The sequence below is a fragment of the Bradyrhizobium sp. Kon58 genome, assembly GCF_055807455.1.
Map to the genome: position 1 here is coordinate 322,132 of NZ_JBVVOT010000003.1, position 22,394 is coordinate 344,525.

A 22,394-nucleotide genomic window follows, 5' to 3' on the forward strand; every position below is an offset into this window, starting at 1 on the left:
CATGCCGGTCCCCATTCTCCTGGTGACGGGTTTCTTGGGGGCCGGAAAGACCACGGTCGTGAACCATCTGCTGGCGCATGCGCAGGGGCGGCGGATCGCAGCTGTGGTCAACGATTTCGGTGCGATCAACATCGATGCCGAGCTGATCGCGGGCGCGAGCGACGGCGTGGTCAGCCTCGCCAATGGCTGCATCTGCTGCACGCTCGAAGGCGACCTGCTGCGCACGCTTTCGACGCTGCTGCGGCGCGATCCGAAGCCCGAATACATCGTCATCGAGACCAGCGGCGTCGCCGATCCCGCCGACATCGTCCGCAATTTGATGGATCCCGTGATCCTGCGCGAGGCGCCGCTGGAGACGGTGCTCTGCGTGATGGACGCGGCGACACCGCCCTCCAGCCTGGACGACGCGCTGCATCGTTCGCAGCTGCGCGTCGCCGACATCGTGGCGTTGAGCAAGGCGGATCTGGCGGACGAGGGCGCGGGCTCCCGCATGCGCGAGGCCATCCGCGCGCAACGCGTTCCTGCCGTGGTGGTCGATGCGCCGCACGGCGAGATTCCGTCCGCGCTGCTGTTTCCCGCAACCGTCGATCGGGCCCCCGCGCGACGCGAGCCCGGACCGCGACGGCCGGCAGAGCAACGCTTCGAAACCCTGAGCTGGACCTCGGACCAGCCGATCTCGCTGCCCCGCCTGCAGCAGGCGATCGGCCGGCTCGCGCCAAAACTCGCGCGGGCAAAAGGCCTGTTCGAGACCGTCGAGCAACCCGGGCGCCAGATGGTGTTTCAATTCGCCGCGGGCCGCGCCACGCTGGCGCCTGGCGAAGTGCCGACGTCGGGCGCGCCGCGTGCGCGGATCGTCTTCATCGCAGAGCTAGGCGTGCTCTCGCAGGCGGAGCTCGACGGGATCATGGAGACATGCGTCGTGAATCGGTGAAGCGATTGCCTCAAGCGAATTGCGCGAGGCGAACACGGTGATCTGGAAGGACCGCTAGCTGTCAGCACAACGCGAGCGCGTTGACGGCCCTGGTTGTCGCAGTCCCGTTCTCGTTGCCGACGAACTGGCAGACGGCGGCTCCGAGCTCACCCGGCTGGTTGCCGCGCGCCACCGCCAGCAGTCGCATCAATTCTGCCTCGTCCTGCGACAGGCGCCGGCACGACGGCGGCATGAAGCACAATGGGCATGGCCGGCCGCTGCGCAGGAGTCTGACCAGCGCGGCAACGCGTGCGACCAGCAGCGGGCTGTCGGCGATGCCAGGCGCCTCGTCGGCAAAGCGATAGGCCGCCTCCCAGCAATCGGACGCGCCGGTCGCATAGGCGGCAGCGATGAACCGGAACAGCGAGAGCGTGACGCGGCCAAAATCATCGCAGCTCTCGACATTAGGCCGCGTCGCAAGCGCGGCCTGGAGCGGACAGAGCCGCGCCTGGCCGGCTTCCGTGACAGGCACAAAGCCGCAATTATCCTGCATCACGCGCGCTTCCCGTCAGTGCAAGGTGGGGCTACCGACCAGCCAGCTCTTCATCGCCATCGTCCGGTCATGGTCGAAAGACGGAACGTGTCGGTCGGGCAGGATGAGACCCGCCATGCGGAAGATCGTTGCAAGCCCGCGCACGGGTGCGAGAGCCCAATCGGCGCCGACCGGCGGCAGCCAGCATTCGAACTGCTCGCGCGCGATATCGTCGCGCTCTTTCTGCGCGGCGGCGATCGCCCGCAACATGCCGTGCTCGCTGTCGGACATGCGCGGACAGGTCGGGCAGTGCACCGCGATGGCCGTATGCGCCGTGCACGCAAAGATCTCGATGATGCACTCCAGCGAAGGCACGGCGTCGCCCACGCGAAAATGGTCGTACACTTGCTGGATGTCGGCCGCGGTCGGAACGGCGCTTCCGCTGCGGGCCTTGGCCCGAAATCCCCAAATGAAGAGCCGCTCCGCCGCGCTCAGCGCCGGTAGGTCGAGGGATCCTGTCGATGTCGATTGATGCATTGAGCCTCTGGCCTCCGGCTGCGCCCGCGCCCCGGCTGGCGCTGATGATCTGCGCCGATCGTTCCGTCAGAGCCCCCTGCAAGTCAACGCTCGGAGGGGCGATGTCGAGGTCTTCTAGTTTTGAAGAGTTCGCATCTCGGATGCAGCGAGCCTGCGAGGCCGTCCGGGACATGCCGGTAGGATCCTACGGACTTTGCGGGTTTTTGCGGGAACCCGAATGCTTAAAGCTTTGCTAAGGGACGCGGGATAAACTGGCATATCAGCCCTTCCAAATCTTGCGAGCACCGATGTTTTTCTCCCGCATCAGTTTCAAGCTGGTCCTGATTGTCGGCATCAGCCTCCTTGGCATGATCGCGCTGGCGCCGATCGCGCTTTCGACCTTGCGCACGCAGATGATCGCGGACCGTGAGGCCAAGACGCAGCACATGGTCGACGTCGGTTACGGCATTCTGGCGCACTACCAGAAGCTCGAGAGCGAAGGAAAACTCCCACGCGAGCAGGCGCAGGCCGCCGCGATCGCGGAGATCAAAAGCCTGCGCTACGACAAGGTCGAATATTTCTGGCTCAACGACATGACCCCCAAGATGGTCATGCATCCGATCAAGCCCGAGCTCGACGGCAAGGATCTCTCCGGGATGAAGGATCCGTCCGGCAACGCGCTGTTCGTCGGCTTCGTTGACGTCGTCAAGAAGCAGGGGGCGGGCTTCTACAGCTATCTCTGGCCGAAGCCCGGCTTCGACCAGCCGGTCGGGAAAATCTCCTATGTGAAGGGTTTTGCGCCCTGGGGCTGGATCATCGGCACCGGGATCTATCTCGACGACGTCGACGCCGTCTTCCGCCAGAATGCGATGACCTTCGCCCTGGTGTGCCTGGTCGTGTTCGTGCTCGTGCTCGGCGCCTCCTTTGTGATCGGCCGCAGCGTGACCCGGCCGCTGGCGAAGATCACCGCGCTCACCGAGCGCCTCGCCTCCGGCGACAGCGCGTTCGACGTGCCCCATACCGACCGTCGCGACGAGATCGGCGGGCTCGCCAAGGCGCTCGCCGTGTTCAAGGACAATGCGTCGGCCGTCGGCCGGATGCACGCCGAACAGCAGGAGACGAAGCAGAAGGCCGACGAGGAGAAGCGCAAGACGATGACGGACCTCGCCGGCAAGTTCGAGGCGAACGTTCAGGCCGTCGTCCGCGACGTCTTCAACGAGGCGCGCGCGATGCAGCAGGCCGCGCAGGGCATGTCCGAAACCGCCAACAAGGCGACCGACCGCGCGAGCTTCGTCGCCACCGCCTGTCAGCAGGCTTCGAGCAACGTGCAGACGGTGGCCTCCGCCGCCGCGCAGCTGTCGTCCTCGATCACCGAGATCAGCCAGCGCGTCGCGCAGGCTGCAACCGTGGCCGACAAGGCCGCCGCCGATGGCCAGCGTACCAACGACACCGTGCAGGGGCTGGCGGCGGCCGCGCACAAGATCGGCGAGGTCATAGACCTCATCAACCAGATCGCCTCGCAGACCAATCTGCTCGCGCTCAACGCCACCATCGAGGCGGCGCGCGCCGGCGAGGCCGGCAAGGGTTTCGCGGTGGTGGCAAGCGAAGTGAAGTCGCTGGCGAGCCAGACCGCGAAGGCGACCGACGAGATCGGCGCGCAGATCACCGCGATCCAGGCCGAGACCAACCAGGTCGTCGGCAACATCGAGAGCATCCGCAGCACCATCATGGAGGTCAACGAGATCTCCTCGTCGATCGCCGCAGCGGTCGAGGAGCAGGGCGCCGCGACCGCCGCGATCGCCCACAGCGTACGCGAGGCCGCCTCCGGCACCGACCAGGTTTCGCAGAACATCTCGGGTGTGACGGATGCGACGGCGGAAACCGGCCAGGCCGCCGGCCTCGTGCTGCAATCGAGCGGTCGGCTGTCGCAGAAGCTGCAATCGCTGGAAGACGAGGTCAGCGCTTTCGTTGCGGGGGTTCGGGCGGCCTAGTATAGCAGGGTGATGGGCCAAACTTCCGATCGGCGCGCGCGCATTCTCCTGATCAATCCGAACAGTTCCGTGGCGACCACCGAGATGATGGTCGCCATCGCGAGGTCGGCCGCCGTCGAGGGCGTCGACATCGACATCGACGGCGCGACCGCCACGCGCGCGCCGCAAATGATCGTGACGCCGGATGCGCTGGATGCAGCTTCCGCCGAAGTTCTGGAGATCGCGCAGTCGAACCGGCATGCATGCGACGGTATCATCGTCGCGGCGTTCGGCGATCCCGGATTGGCCGGGATCAAGGCCGCGTTGAAACTGCCGGCGGTCGGCATCGGTGAGTCCTCGATGCTGGCAGCCGCCGAGAACGGTCGTCGCTTCGGCCTGGCGACCACGACGCCGCTGCTGGCAGCAAAGATCGACGCCTTGCCGGCCGCGCTGGGGTTGCGATCGCGTTACACCGGCGTCCGCTTCGCGGAGGGCGATCCGCAGGAGCTGATGCGCGATCCGGCGCGATTGCGTGCAGCGCTCGCCGGCGCGGTCGAGGCCTGCATCGCGCAGGATGGCGCGGAGGCGGTCATCATCGGCGGCGGGCCGCTGGGCGAAGTCGCGCGCGAGCTTCAGCCGATGTTCACCGTGCCGGTCATCGCGCCGATTCCGTCTGCCGTGGCGCGGATTATTCGCCTGATCACCGCGCGCGGGACCGACTGAAATTCCGGCCCGCGGGAACGGTCGTCGCGACCGGCGTTCTTGCCCTTGACGGCCTCGGTTAAAGTGACGAAGCAGAACCATCGGACCTGCCGACCCGCGCTTGGGCACGCGGGCATGGAGACGCTGCATGTCGTTCAAGAAGCTCCTGATCGCCAATCGCGGCGAGATCGCCATCCGCATCGCGCGCGCCGCAGCCGATTCCGGCATCGCGACGGTCGCGATCCACCCCGCCGACGATGCGCTGTCGCTGCATGTGCGGGTTGCCGACGAGGCGGTCGAAATTCCCGGCCGCGGCGCGCGGGCCTATCTCGACATCGACGCGGTGGTGAGAGCGGCGAAAGCCGCCAGCTGCGATGCCGTGCATCCCGGCTACGGCTTTCTCAGCGAGAACGCCGCGTCCGCCCGAATCTGCGGGGATGCAGGCATAACTTTCGTCGGACCGACACCGGCCGCGCTCGAATTGTTTGGCGATAAGGTCGCAGCACGGCAACTGGCAAAACGCTGTGGCGTGCCGATCATTGCTGGCACCAGCGGGCCGTCGAGCCTTGAAGAGATCACGGCGTTCTTCGTTTCCCTCGGCAGCAATGCGGCGATCGTGATCAAGGCGATGGCCGGCGGCGGCGGCCGTGGCATGCGCGTGGTCGAGAATGCATCCGACCTCGCGGAGGCCTATGCGCGCTGCCAGTCCGAGGCCAAGGCCGCGTTCGGCTTCGACGGCGTCTATGCCGAGCGGTTGATCCGGCAGGCGCGCCATATCGAGGTGCAGATCATCGGCGATCGGCACGGCGCGATCTCCCACCTCTGGGAACGCGAATGCACCATCCAGCGCCGGCACCAGAAGCTGATCGAGGTGGCGCCGAGCCCGTCGCTAAGCGAGCCCTTGCGCGGCCGCATCATCGAGGCGGCGAAGCAGCTTGCGACGGCCGCGTTGTACGACAATCTCGGCACTTTCGAGTTCCTGGTCGACGGCTCTGCCGACGACAGTTTTGCCTTCATCGAAGCCAACCCGCGGCTTCAGGTCGAGCACACCGTGACCGAAGAGGTGCTCGGCCTCGATCTGGTCCGCGCCCAGCTCGCGGTCGCCGCCGGTGCCTCGCTTGCCTCGCTCGGCCTGGCGCAAGGCTCGATCCCGAAGCCGCGCGGCTATGCCATGCAGCTCCGCGTCAACATGGAGACGCTGGACGAGCTGGGGGCGACGCACCCGACCGGCGGCGTGCTTGCCGTGTTCGAGCCGCCGTCAGGTCCCGGCGTCCGTGTCGATAGTTTCGGGTATGCCGGCTACAAGACCAGCGCCGCCTTCGACTCGCTGCTGGCAAAGGTCATCGTGCATACGCCCGGAGAAGCCTGGCACGACGTCGTCGCCAAGGCTTCGCGCGCCTTGCGCGAGTTTCGGATCGACGGCGTCGTCACCAATATCGGCTTCCTCCAGGCCGTGCTGGCGCATCCCGACTTCGAGGCCAACCGCATCGCGACAGACTTCATCGATCGCAACATTGGCAAGCTCGTCGAGGCCGCGGATGGCGCCGCAAAACCACTCTATTTTGCCGCGACCGAGCGAAGCGGCGGCCCCGGCATAGAGGCGCATACGGCACAGACCGTGCCCGAAGGCACGGTGATGGTCGCAGCACCCTTGCAAGGGACCATTGTCACTATTCAGGTGAAGGAAGGCGAGGTCGTGCGCCCGGGCCAGCAGCTCGCCGTGATCGAATCCATGAAGATGGAGCATCTGGTCATGGCCGAGCAGGGCGGTCGCGTCACGAAGCTACTCGCCGGCGACGGCGTCACGCTGATGCATGGCGAGCCGATCATGTATCTGGAGCCGCTCGAGGTCGCGGCCGATGCGTCGGCAACGGAAACTGACATCGATCTCGACCACATCCGTCCTGATCTCGCCGAACTGATCGCGCGCCAGGCCAACACGCTCGACGAAAATCGCCCTGCCTCGGTCGAGCGCCGCCGCAACACCAATCAGCGCACCGCGCGCGAGAATGTCGCGCAGCTCGTCGACGACGGCTCGTTCATGGAGTATGGCAGCCTTGCGATCGCGGCGCAGCGGCGGCGGCGCAAGCTCGACGATCTCGTCAAGAACACGCCGGCCGACGGCCTCGTCATGGGCGTCGCGACCGTCAACGCCGAGAAGTTCGGCCCCGAGGGCGGCCGCTGCATCGTCGTGGCCTATGACTACACCGTGCTCGCGGGCACGCAGGGCCACATGAACCACAAGAAGATCGACCGCATGCTGACGCTCGCGGAAGACTGGCGCGTGCCGCTGGTGTTTTATGCCGAAGGCGGTGGCGGCCGGCCTGGCGATACCGACCGGCTCGGCATGACAGGCCTCGACGGCCCGTCCTTCGTGCAGTTCGCACGGCTCTCGGGTCTCGTGCCGGTCATCGGCGTGGTCTCCGGTTACTGCTTCGCCGGCAATGCCGCGATGCTCGGCTGCTGCGATGTCATCATCGCGACCAAAAACGCCTCGATCGGCATGGGAGGCCCCGCAATGATCGAGGGCGGCGGGCTCGGCGTCTATCACCCGGCCGAGGTCGGTCCTGTTACGTTCCAGTCGCCGAACGGCGTCATCGACATCCTCGTCGAGGACGAGGAAGAGGCAACATCCGTTGCGCAAAAATACCTCTCCTATTTCCAGGGCGCGGTGACCGACTGGCAGGCCGCCGACCAGCGGCTGCTGCGCCGCGCGATCCCCGAGAACCGGCTGCGGGTCTACGACATCCGCAGCGTGATCGAGCTCGTCGCCGACAAGGAGTCCGTGCTGGAGCTGCGCCGCGACTACGGTGTCGGCATGATCACCGCCTTAATCCGCATCGAGGGCAAGCCGTTCGGCCTGATCGCCAACAATCCGCGCCATCTCGGCGGCGCGATTGACGCAGATGCCGGCGACAAGGCCGCGCGCTTCCTCCAGCTCTGCGACGCCTTCGATCTGCCGATCGTCTCGCTCTGCGACACGCCCGGCTTCATGGTCGGCCCAGAAGCCGAGAAGACCGCGATCGTGCGCCACGTCTCGCGGATGTTCGTGACGGGCGCGAGTCTCACGGTGCCGCTGTTCGGCATCGTGCTGCGCAAGGGCTATGGGCTCGGGGCGCAGTCGATGATCGGTGGCGGCTTCCACGCCTCGTTCTTCACCGCGGCCTGGCCGACCGGCGAGTTCGGAGGCATGGGCCTGGAGGGTTACGTCCGCCTCGGCTTCCGCAAGGAGATGGAGGCGATCGCCGACCCCGCCGAGCGCGAGACCTATTATCGCAACAAGGTCGCCGAGCTCTATGCCAACGGCAAGGCCGTCTCGATCGCCTCCGTGTTCGAGATCGACAACGTCATCGATCCCACCGAGACGCGGCGGTGGATCATGGCGGGCCTGCGCTCGGTGCCAAAGCCGCCGGCGCGGACCGGGAAGAAGCGGCCGTGCATCGATACGTGGTGAGGGCGGTGCAGCAATTCTGATTGCGCTTCGCCGCGTTCCCGGTTCCCGATTGACATCCCCGCCTGCGGTGCCAGACTTTGCACAATAATACAGGGTGGAGACGTCCGCGATGGCCAGCCTTTCGGCCTCGAACCATGTCGCCCGCGTCTTGTCCGTCGCCAATCAGGTTACAAACCGCTTGGCCGACGTCGATGCCTCTTCGCGCATTGCCAATTCCTGGCGGCGCTGCCTGGTCAGCCACAAGCTCGATCCCGCCCGTCAGGGGCCGCCGCAGACGCTGACCGAAGCCGAGATCCGTCACGTCGCCGGACCCATGGAGGAGACGATCCGGCTCGCAACACCGGAACTCGACGACCTCGCCCGTGTGCTGCGCGATGCCGGCTATTGCGTCAATCTGGCAGACGTGAACGCAACCATGCTGTTCAGCCGCCTGCCTGGCGAGGCTGACGCAAGACTGTTCATGGACTGGAAGATCTACACCGGCTCGAATTTTTCTGAGGCTTGTGAGGGCACCAACGGGCTCGGCACCGCACTCGCCGAGCAGAAGCCGATCCTGGTGCATCGCGACGAGCATTTTCGCGCGCAGTGGCACATGTTTTCCTGCGCCGTGACGCCGCTATTCGACCAGGCCGGACGGCTCGCAGGCGCCGTGAACATCACTTCCTGCCGCGAAGACCTCGAACGCACGGCGCATCAGCTCGCGCTCGCGGTGACGATGGAGGCGACGCGGCGCATGGAGGGTGCGATCTTCCGCGGTCATTTCCGCAACGCATGGATCGCGACCGTTCCGGGCGATGGCGGCAGCGGCCTGCTCGCCTATGACGACGATCGCCGTATCGTCGGCGCCTGCCGTTCGGCGCGCGCGCTGCTGGGTCTCACCGACGGTTTGATCGCATCCGGCATCGATCTGTCGCGCTACGTCAAGTTCGACCATCCCGCCGCGCGCGACGCAGACGATCTCGTCGAGCTGCGCCGGGCCGATGGCACTCCGTTGGGGCATGGCCATGTCGCGCCGCCGCTGCGGGCGAGGGTCTCGGGCCGTCCGCTCGCGCCGCGCCGCGATGCACCGGTCGATCGCTTCGATGCTCTGCAGCGGCTCGCCGGCCGCGACCCTGGCCTGATCAGGAGCGTGAAGCGACTTAGAAGCATCGGCGATCGCAATCTGCCGGTGCTGCTGTATGGCGAGACCGGCGTCGGCAAGGATGTGTTCGCCCGTGCCATTCACGCAGCCGGCAATCGCGCGCGCCACAACTATGTCGCGCTGAATTGCGCGGCGATGCCGGAAAGCCTGATCGATGCCGAGCTGTTCGGCTACGAGGCCGGCGCCTTCACCGGCGCACGCCGCGACGGCTCGAAGGGCCTGATCGTGCAGGCCGACGGCGGCACGCTGTTCCTCGATGAGATCGGCGACATGCCGATCGCGCTGCAGACGCGGCTGTTGCGGGTGCTGGAGAACCGCGAAGTGTGGCCGCTCGGCGCGCTGAAGCCCGTGCCGGTCGACATTCGCCTGATCAGCGCCACCCATCGCGATCTCGGCCGCATGGCCGAGGAGGGCGCCTTCCGCACCGACCTCTATTTCCGTCTGCGCGGCATGGAGGTGCGGCTGCCGGCCTTGCGCGAGCGCGCCGACCGCGACGACGTCATCCGCCAGATCGCGCGCGAGGAAGCGCCGAACTGCTCCCTCTCGGACGAGGCCTGGGCGCAACTGGCAGCCTATCCCTATCCCGGCAACATGCGCCAGCTCCGCCACGTGCTGCGGCTCGCCGGCTGCACGGCGGAGGACGGCGTCATCACCGATGCCGACCTCGATCTGCCCCCGTTTGGTGGAAGTGCAGTGGAGTCGGACCTCGCGGCGGCGGAGCGCGCCACGATCGTCGAAGCCTTGCGCAAGCATGGCGGCCGCGTGACGGAAACAGCGCGCGCGCTGAAGCTGAGCCGCGCCACGCTGTATCGCAAGATCAAGCAGTTGAAGATCGAGACGACGCAGTAGTCCTCAACTGCATGCGGCGCACGTTCTTCCCCTCTCCCCTTGTGGGAGAGGGTGGCTCGCCGCGACAGCGGCGAGACGGGTGAGGGGTCTGCGTCCGCATTCACCTCAGCCATTTGTGTATGCGGATAGATACCCCTCATCCGGCGCTTCGCGCCACCTTCTCCCACAAGGGGAGAAGGGAAGAGCGCACCGTCAGTGCGGCTCTCTACGAAAAATCGCTCCAGCTCAGATGCCGCGAGTCGAGATCTCCGACTGTGACGGTGCCGCGGATTTCGTGAGGGACGTGGAAACTGCTGCGCAGATACACCAGCGGCGCCGCGCCGTCGGAATGCGATGCGCCGCGGACCTCGCCGACGAAGATCGAATGCGTCGTCGTCTCGAATTCCTGCGCCAGCACGCAGTCGAACGCGGCGACCGCGTCCGTCAGCACCGGCGCGCCGGTCACCCCGCGCGTCCACTCCCCGAACGCAAAACGGTCGTCGCCATTGACGCCCTTCTGGCCACTGAAGGTGAGCGCCAGGAGAGCGTGGTCCTCGTGCAGGAAGTTGATCGCGAACGCGCCTTCCTCGCGGATACGCGCGTGCGCGCTGGCGTTGCGGTTGACGCAGACGATCAGGGATGGCGGTGAGTCCGATAGTGAGCAGGCCGAGGTCACCGTCAGCCCTGTGCGCTTGCCGTGCTCGGCGCCGACAGTCACCAGCGCCACGGCCCCGGCGCACTGGCGCATCGCCTGCTTGAAATCCTTTGCGTCCACGCTCACGCGATGGTCTCCAGAAAGAACGGGTGCGGCACGATCGCGCCGCACCCGCGTCGGGTCAAGCCGCCTTCTGCGCGGAGCCGAGATGCTTCAGGCGCGGCATCACCTCGTTCCTCAGCAGCGACAGCGAGTGATGCCAGGCTTCAGCCTTGTGCTTGTAGTCGAAGCCGAACACCAGCAGCACGCCGAAGCCGCCGACCTCCTCGTAGATCTTCTCGATTTTCTCGGCGACGGTCGCGGGCGAGCCGACGATCCAGTTCCGCTTGGCGCAATATTCGACGGTGACGTCGCTATCAGGCACGTCGGGCGCGTGCTTCAAATAGTCCTTGAAGCCGAAATGGCCGAGCAGCGGCAGAAAGTACTCGCCCATCATCCGGCCCATCATGTCGCCGGTCGAGAGCCTCCACGCTTCCTCGTCGGTATCGGCGACGAACACCTCGCGCACCAGCCGCCAATCCGCGCGGTCCGGCTTGCGTCCGGTCTTGGCGGCACCTGCTACGACCGAATCCCAATGACTGCCGACATAGGCCGGGTTGAGGTTGAGGCTCATCGGAATGAAGCCGCGCTCGCCGGCGAGCTTCAGCGTGTCCGAATTCTTCGACAGCCCGGCGACGCCGATCGGCGGATGCGGCGTCTGCAACGGCTTGATGTGGGGTTTCAGGAAGTCGAACATCGTGTCCGGCTTGGTCACCGTCCAGAATTTGCCCTTGTAGGTCCAGGGCGCGGGATCGCTCCACATCTTCAGAATGATCTCCAGCGCCTCGCGCGTCATGTCGCGGTTCTGTCCGCTCATGCCGTCGACGTTGAACATGGCCCAGTCGCTCGGCAGGCCGCTAGCGGCGACGCCGAAATTGAGCCGCCCCCCGGAGAGATGATCGAGCATCGCGACGCGGTTGGCGAGCTCGGCCGGGTGGTGATAGGGCAGCAGGAAGCCGCCTGGTCCGATGCGGATGTTCTTGGTCTGCATCAGCGCCTGCGCGATCAGCAGGTCCGGCGTGGGATTGGGTTCCCAGGGCGCGGTGTGGTGTTCGCCGACCCAGGCCTCCTGATAGCCGAGCTCGTCGAGCCAGCGCATGACCTGCAGGTCCCAGTCGTTCCCTTCCTTCAGGCCGCACTCCGGCGGGTGCGAAGGCATCGTGAAATAGCCGATCTCCATGGGTTTCCTCTCCACAATTGACGCGTCTTGTTGCGCGGTTCACGGATGTGAGCAGGGTTGCTTGAGCAAGCGGTGTGCCACCGCTCCGCAAGCGGTGTGCCACCGCTACAGCGTCTCAGACCTGCGAGAAAACGCTGGTTTGCGGCGGCAATAGCCGATATCTCCGGGTCGAAATTGCCTGATGTCGTCTCATTGTCGCGAGACGGCGTCTTGCCGGTGAGACGAGGACGAGAATCGAGATGACCGAACCCGCCTACGTCGCGGTGGACTGGGGCACCAGCAGCTTCCGGCTCTGGTTGATCGATCGTACCGGCGTGGTGCTGGCCGAGCGCCGCAGCGGCGAGGGCATGCTGGCGGCGGCAAAGACCGGCTTCGCGGCCGTGCTGCAATCGCATCTTGCCGCCGTCGAAGCACCAGCTCATCTGCCGGTTCTGGTCTGCGGCATGGCCGGCGCCAAGACGGGCTGGGTCGAAGCCGGATATGTCGATACACCGGCGCCGCTCGCGGCCGTCCTGAAGCAGGCCGCGCGCGTGCCGGGCGAAGCACGCGACATCCGCATCCTGCCGGGTATAGCGCAGCGCGATGCAAAGGCGCCGGACGTGATGCGGGGCGAGGAGACGCAGCTGCTCGGCGCGCTCGGCCTCGACGCCGCCGGTGAAGCGCTGGTCTGCATGCCCGGTACGCATTCGAAATGGGTGCGCCTGAAGGACGATACTGTCGCGCATTTCTCTACCTTCATGACCGGCGAGCTCTTCAGCGTGGTGTCGCGCGAGACCATCCTGTCGCTTGCGGTCGCCGGGGCCGAAGACGCCGAGGATGTCACGAGCTTCCAGGCTGCGGTGAGGGCAGCGTACGAGGCACCGGCCTTCGCGGCCAATTTTCTGTTCGGTGCGCGGTCGCGTCAGCTCCTGTTCGGGGGCACACCGGCCGCGGCGCGCGAAACGCTGTCGGGCACGTTGATCGGCGTCGAGCTGGCGGCAGGGCTCTCGGGCGCGATGCCGAAAGCTGGAATCACGCTGATTGCCTCGGGGCGGCTCGCGAAGCTGTACGGGCTGGCTTTCGACGCGCTATCGGTCACCGTGATGCCGGTCGACGCCGATGAAGCCGTCCGCGGCGGTCTGTCGATGGCGGCTGCTGCGATCTGGACGAAATGAGAGGACTGTTGAGATGAGCGTTCCCTTTCCGGCGATGAAACGGCCACTGGTCGCGATCCTGCGCGGCATCAAGCCGGAGGAAGCCGAGGCCATCGTCGGCGTGCTGATCGAGGCCGGCATGACCGCGATCGAGATCCCGCTAAACTCGCCCGATCCGTTCCGCTCCATCGCAACAGCCGTGAAACAGGCGCCGGCGGACGTGCTGATCGGCGCCGGCACGGTGCTGACCACAGCGGATGTCGATCGGCTCAACGATGTCGGCGGCAAGCTGATGGTCTCGCCGAATGTGGATACGCAGGTGCTCACGCGTGCGCATCAATACGCCATGGTGACGTTGCCCGGCGTGTTTTCGCCGACCGAGGCGCTGCTTGCCGCGCGCTCCGGCGCCTCTGGCCTGAAATTCTTTCCGGCAAGCGTGCTCGGCGCGTCCGGCATCGCCGCGATCCGTGCCGTGCTGCCGGCCGGCGTGATGATCGCCGCCGTCGGCGGCGTCTCCGACCAGAATTTTGCGGAGTACATTAAGGGCGGCGTCACCGCGTTCGGGCTCGGCTCCAGCCTCTACAAGCCCGGCATGACGGCAACGGATGTTGCCGCTCGCGCAAAGTTGACGATCGCGGCCTACGATCGGGCGATTGCGAAAGACTGAAGCGGCAATAAACAAGCCGTGATGCCGTCACGGTTGCGCGTTATCCTATCTTGCCGAGGAAGCGAGATCAGGAGACCGACATGGCGATCAACAACGTGGCCGACCTGTTCGTGGCAACGCTCGAACAGGCTGGCGTCAAGCGCATCTACGGCATCGTCGGCGACAGCCTGAATGCGCTGACCGAAGCGCTGCGGCGGCGCGGCACGATCGAATGGATCCATGTCCGGCACGAGGAGGTTGCGGCCTTCGCCGCGGCCGGCGAAGCGGAGATGACGGGCAGCCTTGCGGTGTGCGCGGGCTCGTGTGGTCCGGGCAATCTGCATCTGATCAACGGCCTGTTCGACGCCCATCGCAGTCGTGTTCCGGTGCTGGCGATCGCTGCGCAAATTCCGACCGCCGAGATCGGCAGCGGCTATTTCCAGGAGACGCATCCGCAAAACCTGTTCCGCGAGTGCAGCCATTATTGTGAGCTGGTCTCCGATTCGAGTCAGCTGCCCTATGTGCTGGAAAACGCCATCCGCGCGGCGGTCGGCATGCGTGGCGTCGCCGTCGTCGCCATGCCGGGCGACGTCGCCTTCCGCAGCCCACCGAAGCGCGCGCTGTCGACGGCGCGTGGTCTTGCGCTGTCGGCGCCGAAGGTCGTGCCGCAGGCCGATGAGCTGAAGGCGCTTGCGGACCTCTTGAACGGCGCCGAACGCATCACCCTGTTCTGCGGCCGCGGCTGCGCCGGTGCGCATGCGCCGTTGATGCAACTCGCGGAAGCCTTGAAGAGCCCGATCGTGCATGCGCTCGGCGGCAAGGAGCACGTCGAATACGACAATCCCTACGACGTCGGCATGACCGGATTCATCGGCTTCTCCTCCGGCTATGCCGCCATGCACGCCTGCGACGCGCTGGTGATGCTCGGCACTGATTTTCCCTACAAACAGTTCTTCCCGACTGATGCGAAGGTCGCCCAGATCGACATCCGCCCGGAGAATCTCGGTCGTCGCTGCAAGATCGACCTCGGCCTGGTCGGCGACGTCAAGCTCACCATCGAGGCGCTGTTGCCGCTGCTGAAGTCCAAGACGCAGCGCAAGCATCTTGACGATGCGATCGCGCATTACAAGAAGGCGCGCGAGGGGCTGGACTCGCTCGCCAAGGGCACGCCGGGCAGTAAACCGATCCATCCGCAGTACCTGGCCAAGGTCATAAGCGACCACGCCTCTGATGATGCCGTGTTCACCGCCGATGTCGGCACGCCAACGGTGTGGGCCGCGCGCTATCTTGAGATGAACGGCCGCCGTCGGCTGATCGGCTCGTTCGTGCACGGCTCGATGGCCAACGCCATGCCGCAGGCGATCGGCGCGCAGGCCGCGCAGTCCGGCCGCCAGGTGATCTCGCTCTCCGGCGACGGCGGCTTCACCATGCTGATGGGCGATCTGATCACGCTGACGCAGATGAAGCTGCCGGTGAAGGTGGTCATCTTCAACAACGGCGTGCTCGGCTTCGTCGCACTGGAGATGAAGGCGGCCGGCTTCGTCGACACCAATGTCGATCTGGAGAATCCGGACTTCGCGGCGATGGCGCGCGCCATGGGCATCTTTGCGCGGCGCGTCGAGGATCCCGGCGAACTCTCCGGGGCGGTGAAGGAGATGCTCGCCCACGACGGGCCGGCACTGCTCGATGTGGTCACCGCCAAGCAAGAACTGTCGATGCCGCCGACCATCACGCCCGAACAGATCAAGGGCTTCAGCCTCTGGGTCTTGCGCGCCGTGATGAACGGCCGCGGCGACGAGGTCGTCGATCTCGCCAAGACCAATTTACTGCCGCGCTAAGGCGCGCATCGCCGGCGCATCCCCGCTCGTCTCCGACCGCGACGCGAAGCCCTCCGGCCGGTGCCCGCCACCGGCCGGAGGGCATTCGGTCGCGGCCGATCAACTTGCTATCTGCACGATGTGATTGTATCGTGACTTGTTACTCGCAGAGAATGTTGTTCGGGCCGCCCAATTTCGGGGAGCGCGCACTTATGAACGTCGAACTGCAGATCAACAACAGTACAGCTCCAGAAGCGCGCTTCGTTGCATGGGTACCGTCTCCGTGCCGGATTCGCGTGACTGATCCGTCTGGCGCCAACGCGTCAACGGTCAGTGTTAGACTTGCCTCCGTATCGGCGGCAAATGGCGGTGGAGTCGGATTTCGCAGCGGCACGACTGGAGCGTTAGCGAGCAGCCTCACTCTGACCGTCCCGACGAACGGCACAACGGTTCCGTTCTTCGTTGCCGGGAAATTTGGCCAGCCCAGTACCAACTCCGGCGACGTCACGATCGAGGCACGCGTGGGAAACACGCTCGTCGGATCGTCCCAACTGATGGTGCGCATCCGCAAGAATGCCAACAAGCTCACGAACGGCGAGCGCGATCGGTTCATCGCGGCGTTTGCCAAGCTCAATAACCAGGGCCTCGGCCGCTTCGCGGATTTCAATAACATGCACAAGGCGCCTGGTTATCCGCAGGCGCATGCCGCGCCCGGTTTCCTGCCATGGCATCGCGCCTATCTGCTCGACCTCGAGCGTGAGCTTCAAGCGATCGATCCGGGTGTGGCGCTCCCCTATTGGCGCTTCGACCAGCCCGCTCCGAATGTTTTTACGCGCGACTTCCTGGGCGAGTCCGACGCAAATGGCACCGTTAAGTTCCGCAATGGTAATCCGCTGGAATTCTGGGCGACGGACGGCACTCCCGGAATCAATCGTACTCCGGACTTTCCCACATCGCAGGCTCCTCCAAATCCGATGAAGCAAGCGCAAACGTTGGCGCTGGGTAATCAGTTTCGCGCGTTCCGGGGCATGGAAGGAGATCCGCACGGCCTTGCGCACACCAGCTTTGGCGGCTCTATCCAAAATCCCACGACCGCGGCGAAGGACCCGTTGTTTTTCCTGCTTCACTGCAACGTCGATCGACTGTGGGCAAAGTGGCAACGCCAGAATGGACGTTTCGATCCGGCGACCGCGGCGTCGTTCGACGAGAGACCAACCAGTCGGCCGGGCCACAGGCTGAATGATACCATGTGGCCGTGGAACGGCATCACCAGCCCCGCGGACCCCACCCGTCCCCCGGACGCGCCGGGCGGGACGTTGGCCACATCACCCTGCGTCGCGGCGCCGGGGCTGCAGCCGCATGTCAAGGACTGCATCGATTACCTCGGCGTCATCAATGCGGCATCCAACATGGGATTCGGCTATGATGACGTGCAGATCTAGCGCGCGCCTGCGCGGGGAGATGAGATGATGGCAACGAAGCGGAAAGTTGCAAAGAAGAAAGCCGCAAAGAAGAAGGTCGCGACGCGAAAGCGAAAGACCTCGGCCCCGGCCCCTGTCCAGGTAGCAGAGAGCACCGACGATGTTCAGCGTCTATTGAAGGTCTTGTGCGACTCCGGCAAGGTCATCGAGGTGCGGCTGGCCGCGCTGCAATCGCTCGGCGCGGCGGCCTTCAGTGTCCCCAATTTCGAATCCGTCAATGCGGACTACATTGCGGCCTTACGCGAGGTCTCGACCGATTCTCATGAGCAGCTGCGGCGGCGGTCGCTCGGTATTCTCATGCGCAACAAGGATGGATTTGCGCAAAAGAAGCTCCTGGACGGCCTGAGGAACCCCGCCAAGGCGCTGCTCCCGCCCGAGAAGGCGCTTCAGCTCCTCGGCAACGACGCTCATGCCGATGCGTACTCGATAGCGCGCGCGATCGTGAAAAAGCCGCCGAACCAGGACGCGAAGCGCGAGGCACTGCGTCTGTTAGCGGCCGATGCCAAGTCGGCGCCGCTGTTCGAGAAGATGCTCCGCGACAAAAAGGAGTTGCGCGAAAACCGGCAGCTCGCTGCCTCTGCATTGCACTCGTTGAATCCGCAAAAACTGCAACAGCAGGCGCTCAAGATACTGAAGGACAAATCGGACTATTCGGACATCAAAGCCACGAGTTTGACCGCTTTGGAGCAGTTCGGCGATGATGCCGCGCTCGCCAAGGACAAGGTCTTGATGCGGAGTGTGACTCGCTTCAACTCGTCTAAAACGCCGGCAAAGTACAAGCAGTCCGCGCGCCGCTTCCTCAGCAAGTACGATCAGTAGGATGACTATTTCCGGCGACGCAACGCGCGTGATGTCGGAAGATCGGTTCGCCGATCTGGTCGACACACTCGCCGCCGATCCGGCCGGTGGTGCGGCGCTCGCGAATCTTCTGCGCGAAGAGCATCCCGTCTACGCCGGGCGAGGGACAGCGACTGTCGTCCAGATGCGAGGCTGGATTCTCCTTGCTCTGGCGCGCGCTGGACTCTCAGATCAAGCGCTGATCTTCGTGCTCGAAGAGCTGGATACGGGTATCGATGCTTACCTGGTCGCTGCGGCCGCGCGCGCATTGCGTTCTTATTCGAAGCCGAACGAAGCCTTTGCGCCCTTTGTCGCGCGGGCGCTCAGCCGGATTCGATTCCATGACGAGCCGGTTTCGTTCGAGAGGTATGGCGAGTATGCGACGTCATCCACCGGGACCAGTGCGGTATCGGAGTTGCTGGCCGTGCTGGCTTGGCTCGGTTCGAAGGCGCAAGCCGTTCAACACCAGCTCGAGAGCTGGCGGGCGGAGCTCGGTCTGTCACGGAAGTTGCGGCTCGATCTCGATCGGGCGCTGAAGGCCATCCGCGAGCCCGACAGTGCCGTTCCTTCATGCTGCGGTGGCTTACCGGCGGCCGGAAATGTCTCGATCCGGGCGCCGATGGCGAACCTGGAGCCTTGCTCGATCGATTCCATCCTGATGCAGGATCAAGACGGGAAATCGGTGAGGTTCCTAGAGTTCTTCAGTGGCAACCCGGCCATCGTGGTCTTCTTCTATACTCGTTGCGATAATCCGATGAAGTGCTCGCTCAGCGTCACGAAGCTGGGACGCGTCCAGGCATTGCTCGCCGCGCGGGGACTCGCGGGACGGATCCGTACGGCTGCGATCACGTATGATCCGGCGTTCGATAGGGCCGAACGGTTGCGGGTCTATGGCCAGGACCGTGCCGTGCGTATGGACGAAGATCACCGGTTGCTACGAGCCGTCGAGGGGAACGACACGCTGCGCTCATATTTCGAGCTTGGTGTCAATTTTGGTGAATCGCTCGTGAACCGTCACCGCATCGAACTCTTCATTCTTGATGCAACAGGACGGATCGCGGTGTCCTTCGAACGTCTTCACTGGGATGAGGAGCAAATCGTGGCTCGCGCGGTCGAGACGTTGACCGGCTACGAACCGCGCTAACCCCGCTTGACCGACGGCACGGGCAGCCGCTCATGGCGGCGCTGGAAGCGTTGCCAGTGCAGCACGATGCCGATCAGCAGCGCCGGTACGAAGCCGAGCGCGATCAGGAAATGCGGCAGCTGCGCCGGGGAGATGAACGCGATGCCGATGTCGGAGATCAGCCAGAGTGCTGCGAACATCACCGCGAAATCGGTACGCGGGCAGCGCAGATAGTAGAACACGGCGGTGATGACGACGGCGGGTCCGATGGCGATGCCGATCATCACCGTCGTCAGCTCCTTCGGCGTCAGCGCGTCGAGCACCATCGCTGCCAGCAGCCAGAGCGCGGCGAACATGGCGACGATGTCGAGCGGATGCCGCAACCCAATACCTCTCGCGGGAACATGCTATCGTTGTGGCCCAGACCTTGGCCGTCAAGGGAAAATGCGCCTATTCCTCGTCGTTTCCGGGCGTCGGCCGCAGCATGAAATGGCCGAAGGCCGTGGCGATCGGCTTGTTCGCATCGTCCTGCCAGGCCCGCGCCTCGAAGGCGACGATGCGCCGGCCCTGCTTCACGATCGAGACGTTGGCGAAGGTGTCGAGCGCGCGGCCCGAGCGCAGATAGTTGACGGTCAGTCCGATCGGCTTGGGCAGCGCAGCTGCGCCGAGTTCGCGCGCCACTCCGAAGATCGCGGTGGTCTCGAGGAAGGCGCCGGTCATGCCGCCATGAATCGCGGGCAGGATCGGGTTGCCGATGATCTTTGGCGAGAACGGCATTGTCAGGGTGTCGTCGTCGTTGACGCGAATGCCGAGGCAACGCGCGAACGGGCTGTTGGCGAACGGGCCCTTCGGATCGTCCGGCGCTTCCAGCGTCGGGACGTTGCGCGAGTCCATCCTGCGATCCGCGAGCATGTTGGTGCGGTTGGCGCCGATCATGAAGCAGGCGGTCGCGGTCGCGACCGGATCGTCCTCGGACTCCTGATAGGCGGTGGAGCGCACGAAGGCGATCGAACGCGTGGTGCGGTAGCAGACCGAATGCGCCTTGATGTCGAGTCCCGGCGTTGCCGGCTTCTGATAGTCGATGCGCAGATCGAGCGTCGCGATTGCGCTCGTGCCGTCGAGCGCAAGTTGCACCGCCATGCCGCAGCTCTCGTCCAGCATCGCTGTGACGACGCCGCCATGCAGGACCCCGGTCTCGGTGTCGCCGACGAAGACCGGCCGGTAGGGCAGGCTGGACCAGGCCTCGCGAGGTGCGAAGCGATCGAGCTGGAGCCCGCTGATCTGGCCGTAATCGGAGCGGCGGCCCTTGATCGCCTCGGCGAGGTCCTCGAACGAAAGTGTGGTCGGTGAGCTGGACATGAGGACGTTCTAGACCAGCGGCGGGCGCGGCGCAAAACCCCGGATGCGCGTCCCACGGCAGGCGTGCCGGGGGCGGTTTGGCCTCGACAGGGCGGGCCGAAGCAACGATGGTGGGCGCCCCGTTCGTTCGACTAGCCGCAAGGAGTGCCCATGGCCGATCCCGAAACGCCCGCCACCAGCCAGGGGCCCGTCATCATTTCGACCTCGAGCTCGGAGCGGGCGCCGATCATCTATTTCGACGGCGCATCCTGCTTCGGCCACCACAACGGCGCGATTCAGATCGAGCTTGCCGCAAACCTCCTGATGCCGGTCGGCGCCGCCGTCAGGGTCGACGTGGTCCAGACCGCGCATCTGCGCTGCAGCGTGGCCGCGGCGCTGGCGCTGCGCGAAGCGCTCGAAAAGGCGCTGGCAATGTACCAGCAGGGCCAGCAGCAGCCCCGGCCGGAGGAAATTCCGACGGTGAAGAACTAAGGCAGTTAGCGGATCGCAAGTTAATGCGGTCAACTCACTCAGCTCACATGCACCTTCGGCTTCCTGCCGTCGTTCCACTTGCCGTCGAGCGCGCGTTCGATCTGGGCGGCGAGTTGCAGCAGGAGGCCGTCATTGGCTTGCTTCGCAATCGCCTGGATGCCGAGCGGCAGTCCGTGGTCCTGCGTGGCCATCGGCATCGAGATCGCCGGCATGCCGCAGAGATTGGCGAGCGGCGTGAAGGCGAAGAAGCGCCAGAGATTGCCGAACCAGTCGAGCACATCAGGGTTGTCGGAGATGGTGAGATATTCCCGGGTGCCGACCTTCGGCGTCGGCAGCGCGGTGATCGGGGTCAGGATCACGTCCCACTGCTCGAAGAAGGCGCCGAAGGCGCGTGAGGTCGTGTTGAACACGCTTTGCATCTTCGCCCGCTCGGCGAAGCTCGTATGCCGGCCGGCTTCCCAAATCCTGATATTCATGGGCTCGATGAGGTCTTCCGGCGGCCGTTCCAGTCCGCGCGCGGCGAGCATGTTCGAGATCACCACCGCAAAATTCGAGATGTAGCAGGTGGTCTGCGCCTCGAATGCGGCGCGGAAGTCGAGCTCGGGCAGGGCGTAGTCGACGTGATGGCCGAGGCCTTCAAGGAAGCGGCCGGCCTTCGCCAGCTCGGCCGCGATCTCTGGTGTCGCGGTGTAGTCGCCCCAACTGTGCGACAGCGCGATGCGAAGTTTTGACGGATCGCGCTTGATCATCTCGGAATAAGGCTGCGCCGTCGTCCAGAACGGCATGAACTCGCCGGGCGCCGCTCCCCTTGCATGATCGACGAAAGCGGCGGTGTCGCGCACCGAGCGCGACTGGCAGCCCTGGATCGAGACCAGGCCGGTGAGATCGGACATGTGCGGTGCCAGCGAGAACACGCCGCGCGAGACCTTCAGCCCGATATTGCCGTTGACGCCGGCGGGAATGCGGATCGATCCGCCGCCGTCGGTCGCATGTGCGATCGGTACCACGCCGGCCGCGACCATTGCGGCGCTGCCGGCCGACGAGCCGCAGGTGGTGTAGTCGGTATCCCAGGGATTGCGCGTGATATAGACGGCCGGATTGTCGGCCGAGCTGCAGACGCCGAATTCCGGCGTCGTGGTGCGTCCGATCAGGTTCAGTCCGGCCTGGCGGAATTTGCCGGTCAGGAACGTGTCGGCGCTGGCGCGATTGCCGCGCATCAACAGTGAGCCCATCTCCTGGAGCCGGCCCTTCATGGTCGGGCCGAGGTCTTTCATCAGGAAGGGCAGGCCGGCGAACGGGCCAGCGAGATTGGCGCCGTCCTTGGCCGGATCGGCGATCACGTCATCGAACAGCTCGACCACGCCCGACAGTGCCGGATTGACCTTGGCGACGCCCGCGGCGGCCTGGCGTGCCAATTCCTTCGCCGTGAGCTCGCCTTTGCGGACGCGCGCCGCCAACCCCACGCCATCGTGCTGCGCCCATTCGTTCCAGCTCATCGGAAAAGTCATGCGGTCCAAACCTCTTCGTGCGGCGCCACCTT

The 22,394-nt window shown here is 65.3% G+C and carries 19 protein-coding genes; 12 read left to right on the forward strand and 7 right to left on the reverse strand.

The features are described from left to right. The first annotated feature begins 1 nt into the window (after position 1). The gene (locus AC0L20_RS07985) at positions 2-931 is read left to right on the forward strand and encodes a CobW family GTP-binding protein (RefSeq protein WP_473288091.1); all 930 of its coding nucleotides are present in this window, start codon (positions 2-4) and stop codon (positions 929-931) included. Positions 932-992: 61 nt separating this feature from the next. On the opposite strand, the gene AC0L20_RS07990 is transcribed toward AC0L20_RS07985, so the two are convergent. Further along, the gene (locus tag AC0L20_RS07990) at positions 993-1,466 is read right to left on the reverse strand and encodes a hypothetical protein (protein ID WP_473288092.1); all 474 of its coding nucleotides are present in this window, start codon (positions 1,464-1,466) and stop codon (positions 993-995) included. A 12-nt stretch (positions 1,467-1,478) separates the two neighbouring features. Next, a complete protein-coding gene (locus AC0L20_RS07995) occupies positions 1,479-1,979 on the reverse strand; it encodes a hypothetical protein (RefSeq protein WP_473288093.1) in 501 nt (166 codons plus the stop codon). Positions 1,980-2,266: 287 nt separating this feature from the next. Here AC0L20_RS07995 and AC0L20_RS08000 point away from each other — a divergent pair, with 287 nt between their 5' ends. The 4 genes from AC0L20_RS08000 to AC0L20_RS08015 all read left to right on the forward strand — a co-directional run bounded on the left by AC0L20_RS08000 (position 2,267) and on the right by AC0L20_RS08015 (position 10,074). Beyond that, positions 2,267-3,949, forward strand: a complete 1,683-nt coding sequence (locus tag AC0L20_RS08000) for a methyl-accepting chemotaxis protein (protein ID WP_473288094.1) — start codon at positions 2,267-2,269, stop codon at positions 3,947-3,949. A 12-nt stretch (positions 3,950-3,961) separates the two neighbouring features. Continuing rightward, positions 3,962-4,651 carry an aspartate/glutamate racemase family protein gene (locus AC0L20_RS08005; protein WP_473288095.1) on the forward strand — a complete coding sequence of 230 codons (690 nt, stop codon included), beginning with the start codon at positions 3,962-3,964 and terminating at the stop codon, positions 4,649-4,651. A 127-nt stretch (positions 4,652-4,778) separates the two neighbouring features. Continuing rightward, positions 4,779-8,084, forward strand: a complete 3,306-nt coding sequence (locus AC0L20_RS08010; protein ID WP_473288097.1) for an acetyl-CoA carboxylase family protein — start codon at positions 4,779-4,781, stop codon at positions 8,082-8,084. A 109-nt stretch (positions 8,085-8,193) separates the two neighbouring features. After that, positions 8,194-10,074, forward strand: coding sequence for a sigma-54-dependent Fis family transcriptional regulator (locus tag AC0L20_RS08015; protein ID WP_473288098.1), 1,881 nt, complete (start codon positions 8,194-8,196; stop codon positions 10,072-10,074). A 205-nt stretch (positions 10,075-10,279) separates the two neighbouring features. On the opposite strand, the gene AC0L20_RS08020 is transcribed toward AC0L20_RS08015, so the two are convergent. Both AC0L20_RS08020 and AC0L20_RS08025 read right to left on the reverse strand, forming a co-directional pair. Beyond that, entirely contained in the window at positions 10,280-10,834 is a 555-nt protein-coding gene (locus tag AC0L20_RS08020) for a flavin reductase family protein (RefSeq protein WP_211396539.1), read from the reverse strand. A gap of 55 nt (positions 10,835-10,889) precedes the next feature. Next, positions 10,890-11,987 carry an LLM class flavin-dependent oxidoreductase gene (locus AC0L20_RS08025; RefSeq protein WP_007596571.1) on the reverse strand — a complete coding sequence of 366 codons (1,098 nt, stop codon included), beginning with the start codon at positions 11,985-11,987 and terminating at the stop codon, positions 10,890-10,892. A 239-nt stretch (positions 11,988-12,226) separates the two neighbouring features. Here AC0L20_RS08025 and AC0L20_RS08030 point away from each other — a divergent pair, with 239 nt between their 5' ends. From AC0L20_RS08030 to AC0L20_RS08055, 6 genes are all read left to right on the forward strand, one after another. Next, positions 12,227-13,141 (forward strand): 2-dehydro-3-deoxygalactonokinase, encoded by a 915-nt coding sequence (locus AC0L20_RS08030; protein ID WP_473288099.1) that lies wholly within the window; start codon positions 12,227-12,229, stop codon positions 13,139-13,141. A 13-nt stretch (positions 13,142-13,154) separates the two neighbouring features. Continuing rightward, positions 13,155-13,787 carry a 2-dehydro-3-deoxy-6-phosphogalactonate aldolase gene (locus tag AC0L20_RS08035; protein ID WP_473288100.1) on the forward strand — a complete coding sequence of 211 codons (633 nt, stop codon included), beginning with the start codon at positions 13,155-13,157 and terminating at the stop codon, positions 13,785-13,787. A gap of 80 nt (positions 13,788-13,867) precedes the next feature. Beyond that, positions 13,868-15,604 carry a ubiquinone-dependent pyruvate dehydrogenase gene (gene poxB / locus AC0L20_RS08040; protein ID WP_473288101.1) on the forward strand — a complete coding sequence of 579 codons (1,737 nt, stop codon included), beginning with the start codon at positions 13,868-13,870 and terminating at the stop codon, positions 15,602-15,604. A gap of 191 nt (positions 15,605-15,795) precedes the next feature. Next, entirely contained in the window at positions 15,796-17,025 is a 1,230-nt protein-coding gene (locus AC0L20_RS08045) for a tyrosinase family protein (RefSeq protein WP_473288102.1), read from the forward strand. Between the two features lie 189 nt (positions 17,026-17,214). Next, on the forward strand, positions 17,215-17,883 hold the full coding sequence (locus AC0L20_RS08050) for a hypothetical protein (protein ID WP_473288103.1): 669 nt from the start codon (positions 17,215-17,217) through the stop codon (positions 17,881-17,883). Between the two features lies 1 nt (position 17,884). After that, on the forward strand, positions 17,885-19,045 hold the full coding sequence (locus AC0L20_RS08055; RefSeq protein ID WP_473288104.1) for an SCO family protein: 1,161 nt from the start codon (positions 17,885-17,887) through the stop codon (positions 19,043-19,045). Here AC0L20_RS08055 and AC0L20_RS08060 read toward each other — a convergent pair. Further along, positions 19,042-19,407, reverse strand: a complete 366-nt coding sequence (locus AC0L20_RS08060) for a hypothetical protein (RefSeq protein WP_027565260.1) — start codon at positions 19,405-19,407, stop codon at positions 19,042-19,044. The genes AC0L20_RS08055 and AC0L20_RS08060 overlap by 4 nt on opposite strands. Positions 19,408-19,474: 67 nt before the next feature. Further along, on the reverse strand, positions 19,475-20,383 hold the full coding sequence (locus AC0L20_RS08065; RefSeq protein ID WP_473288105.1) for a PaaI family thioesterase: 909 nt from the start codon (positions 20,381-20,383) through the stop codon (positions 19,475-19,477). 150 nt (positions 20,384-20,533) lie between these two features. On the opposite strand from AC0L20_RS08065, the gene AC0L20_RS08070 reads away from it, so the two are divergent. Continuing rightward, a complete protein-coding gene (locus tag AC0L20_RS08070; RefSeq protein ID WP_354061762.1) occupies positions 20,534-20,854 on the forward strand; it encodes a hypothetical protein in 321 nt (106 codons plus the stop codon). Positions 20,855-20,892: 38 nt separating this feature from the next. On the opposite strand, the gene AC0L20_RS08075 is transcribed toward AC0L20_RS08070, so the two are convergent. Next, on the reverse strand, positions 20,893-22,362 hold the full coding sequence (locus AC0L20_RS08075) for an amidase (RefSeq protein WP_473288106.1): 1,470 nt from the start codon (positions 22,360-22,362) through the stop codon (positions 20,893-20,895). Between the last annotated feature and the right edge of the window lie 32 nt (positions 22,363-22,394).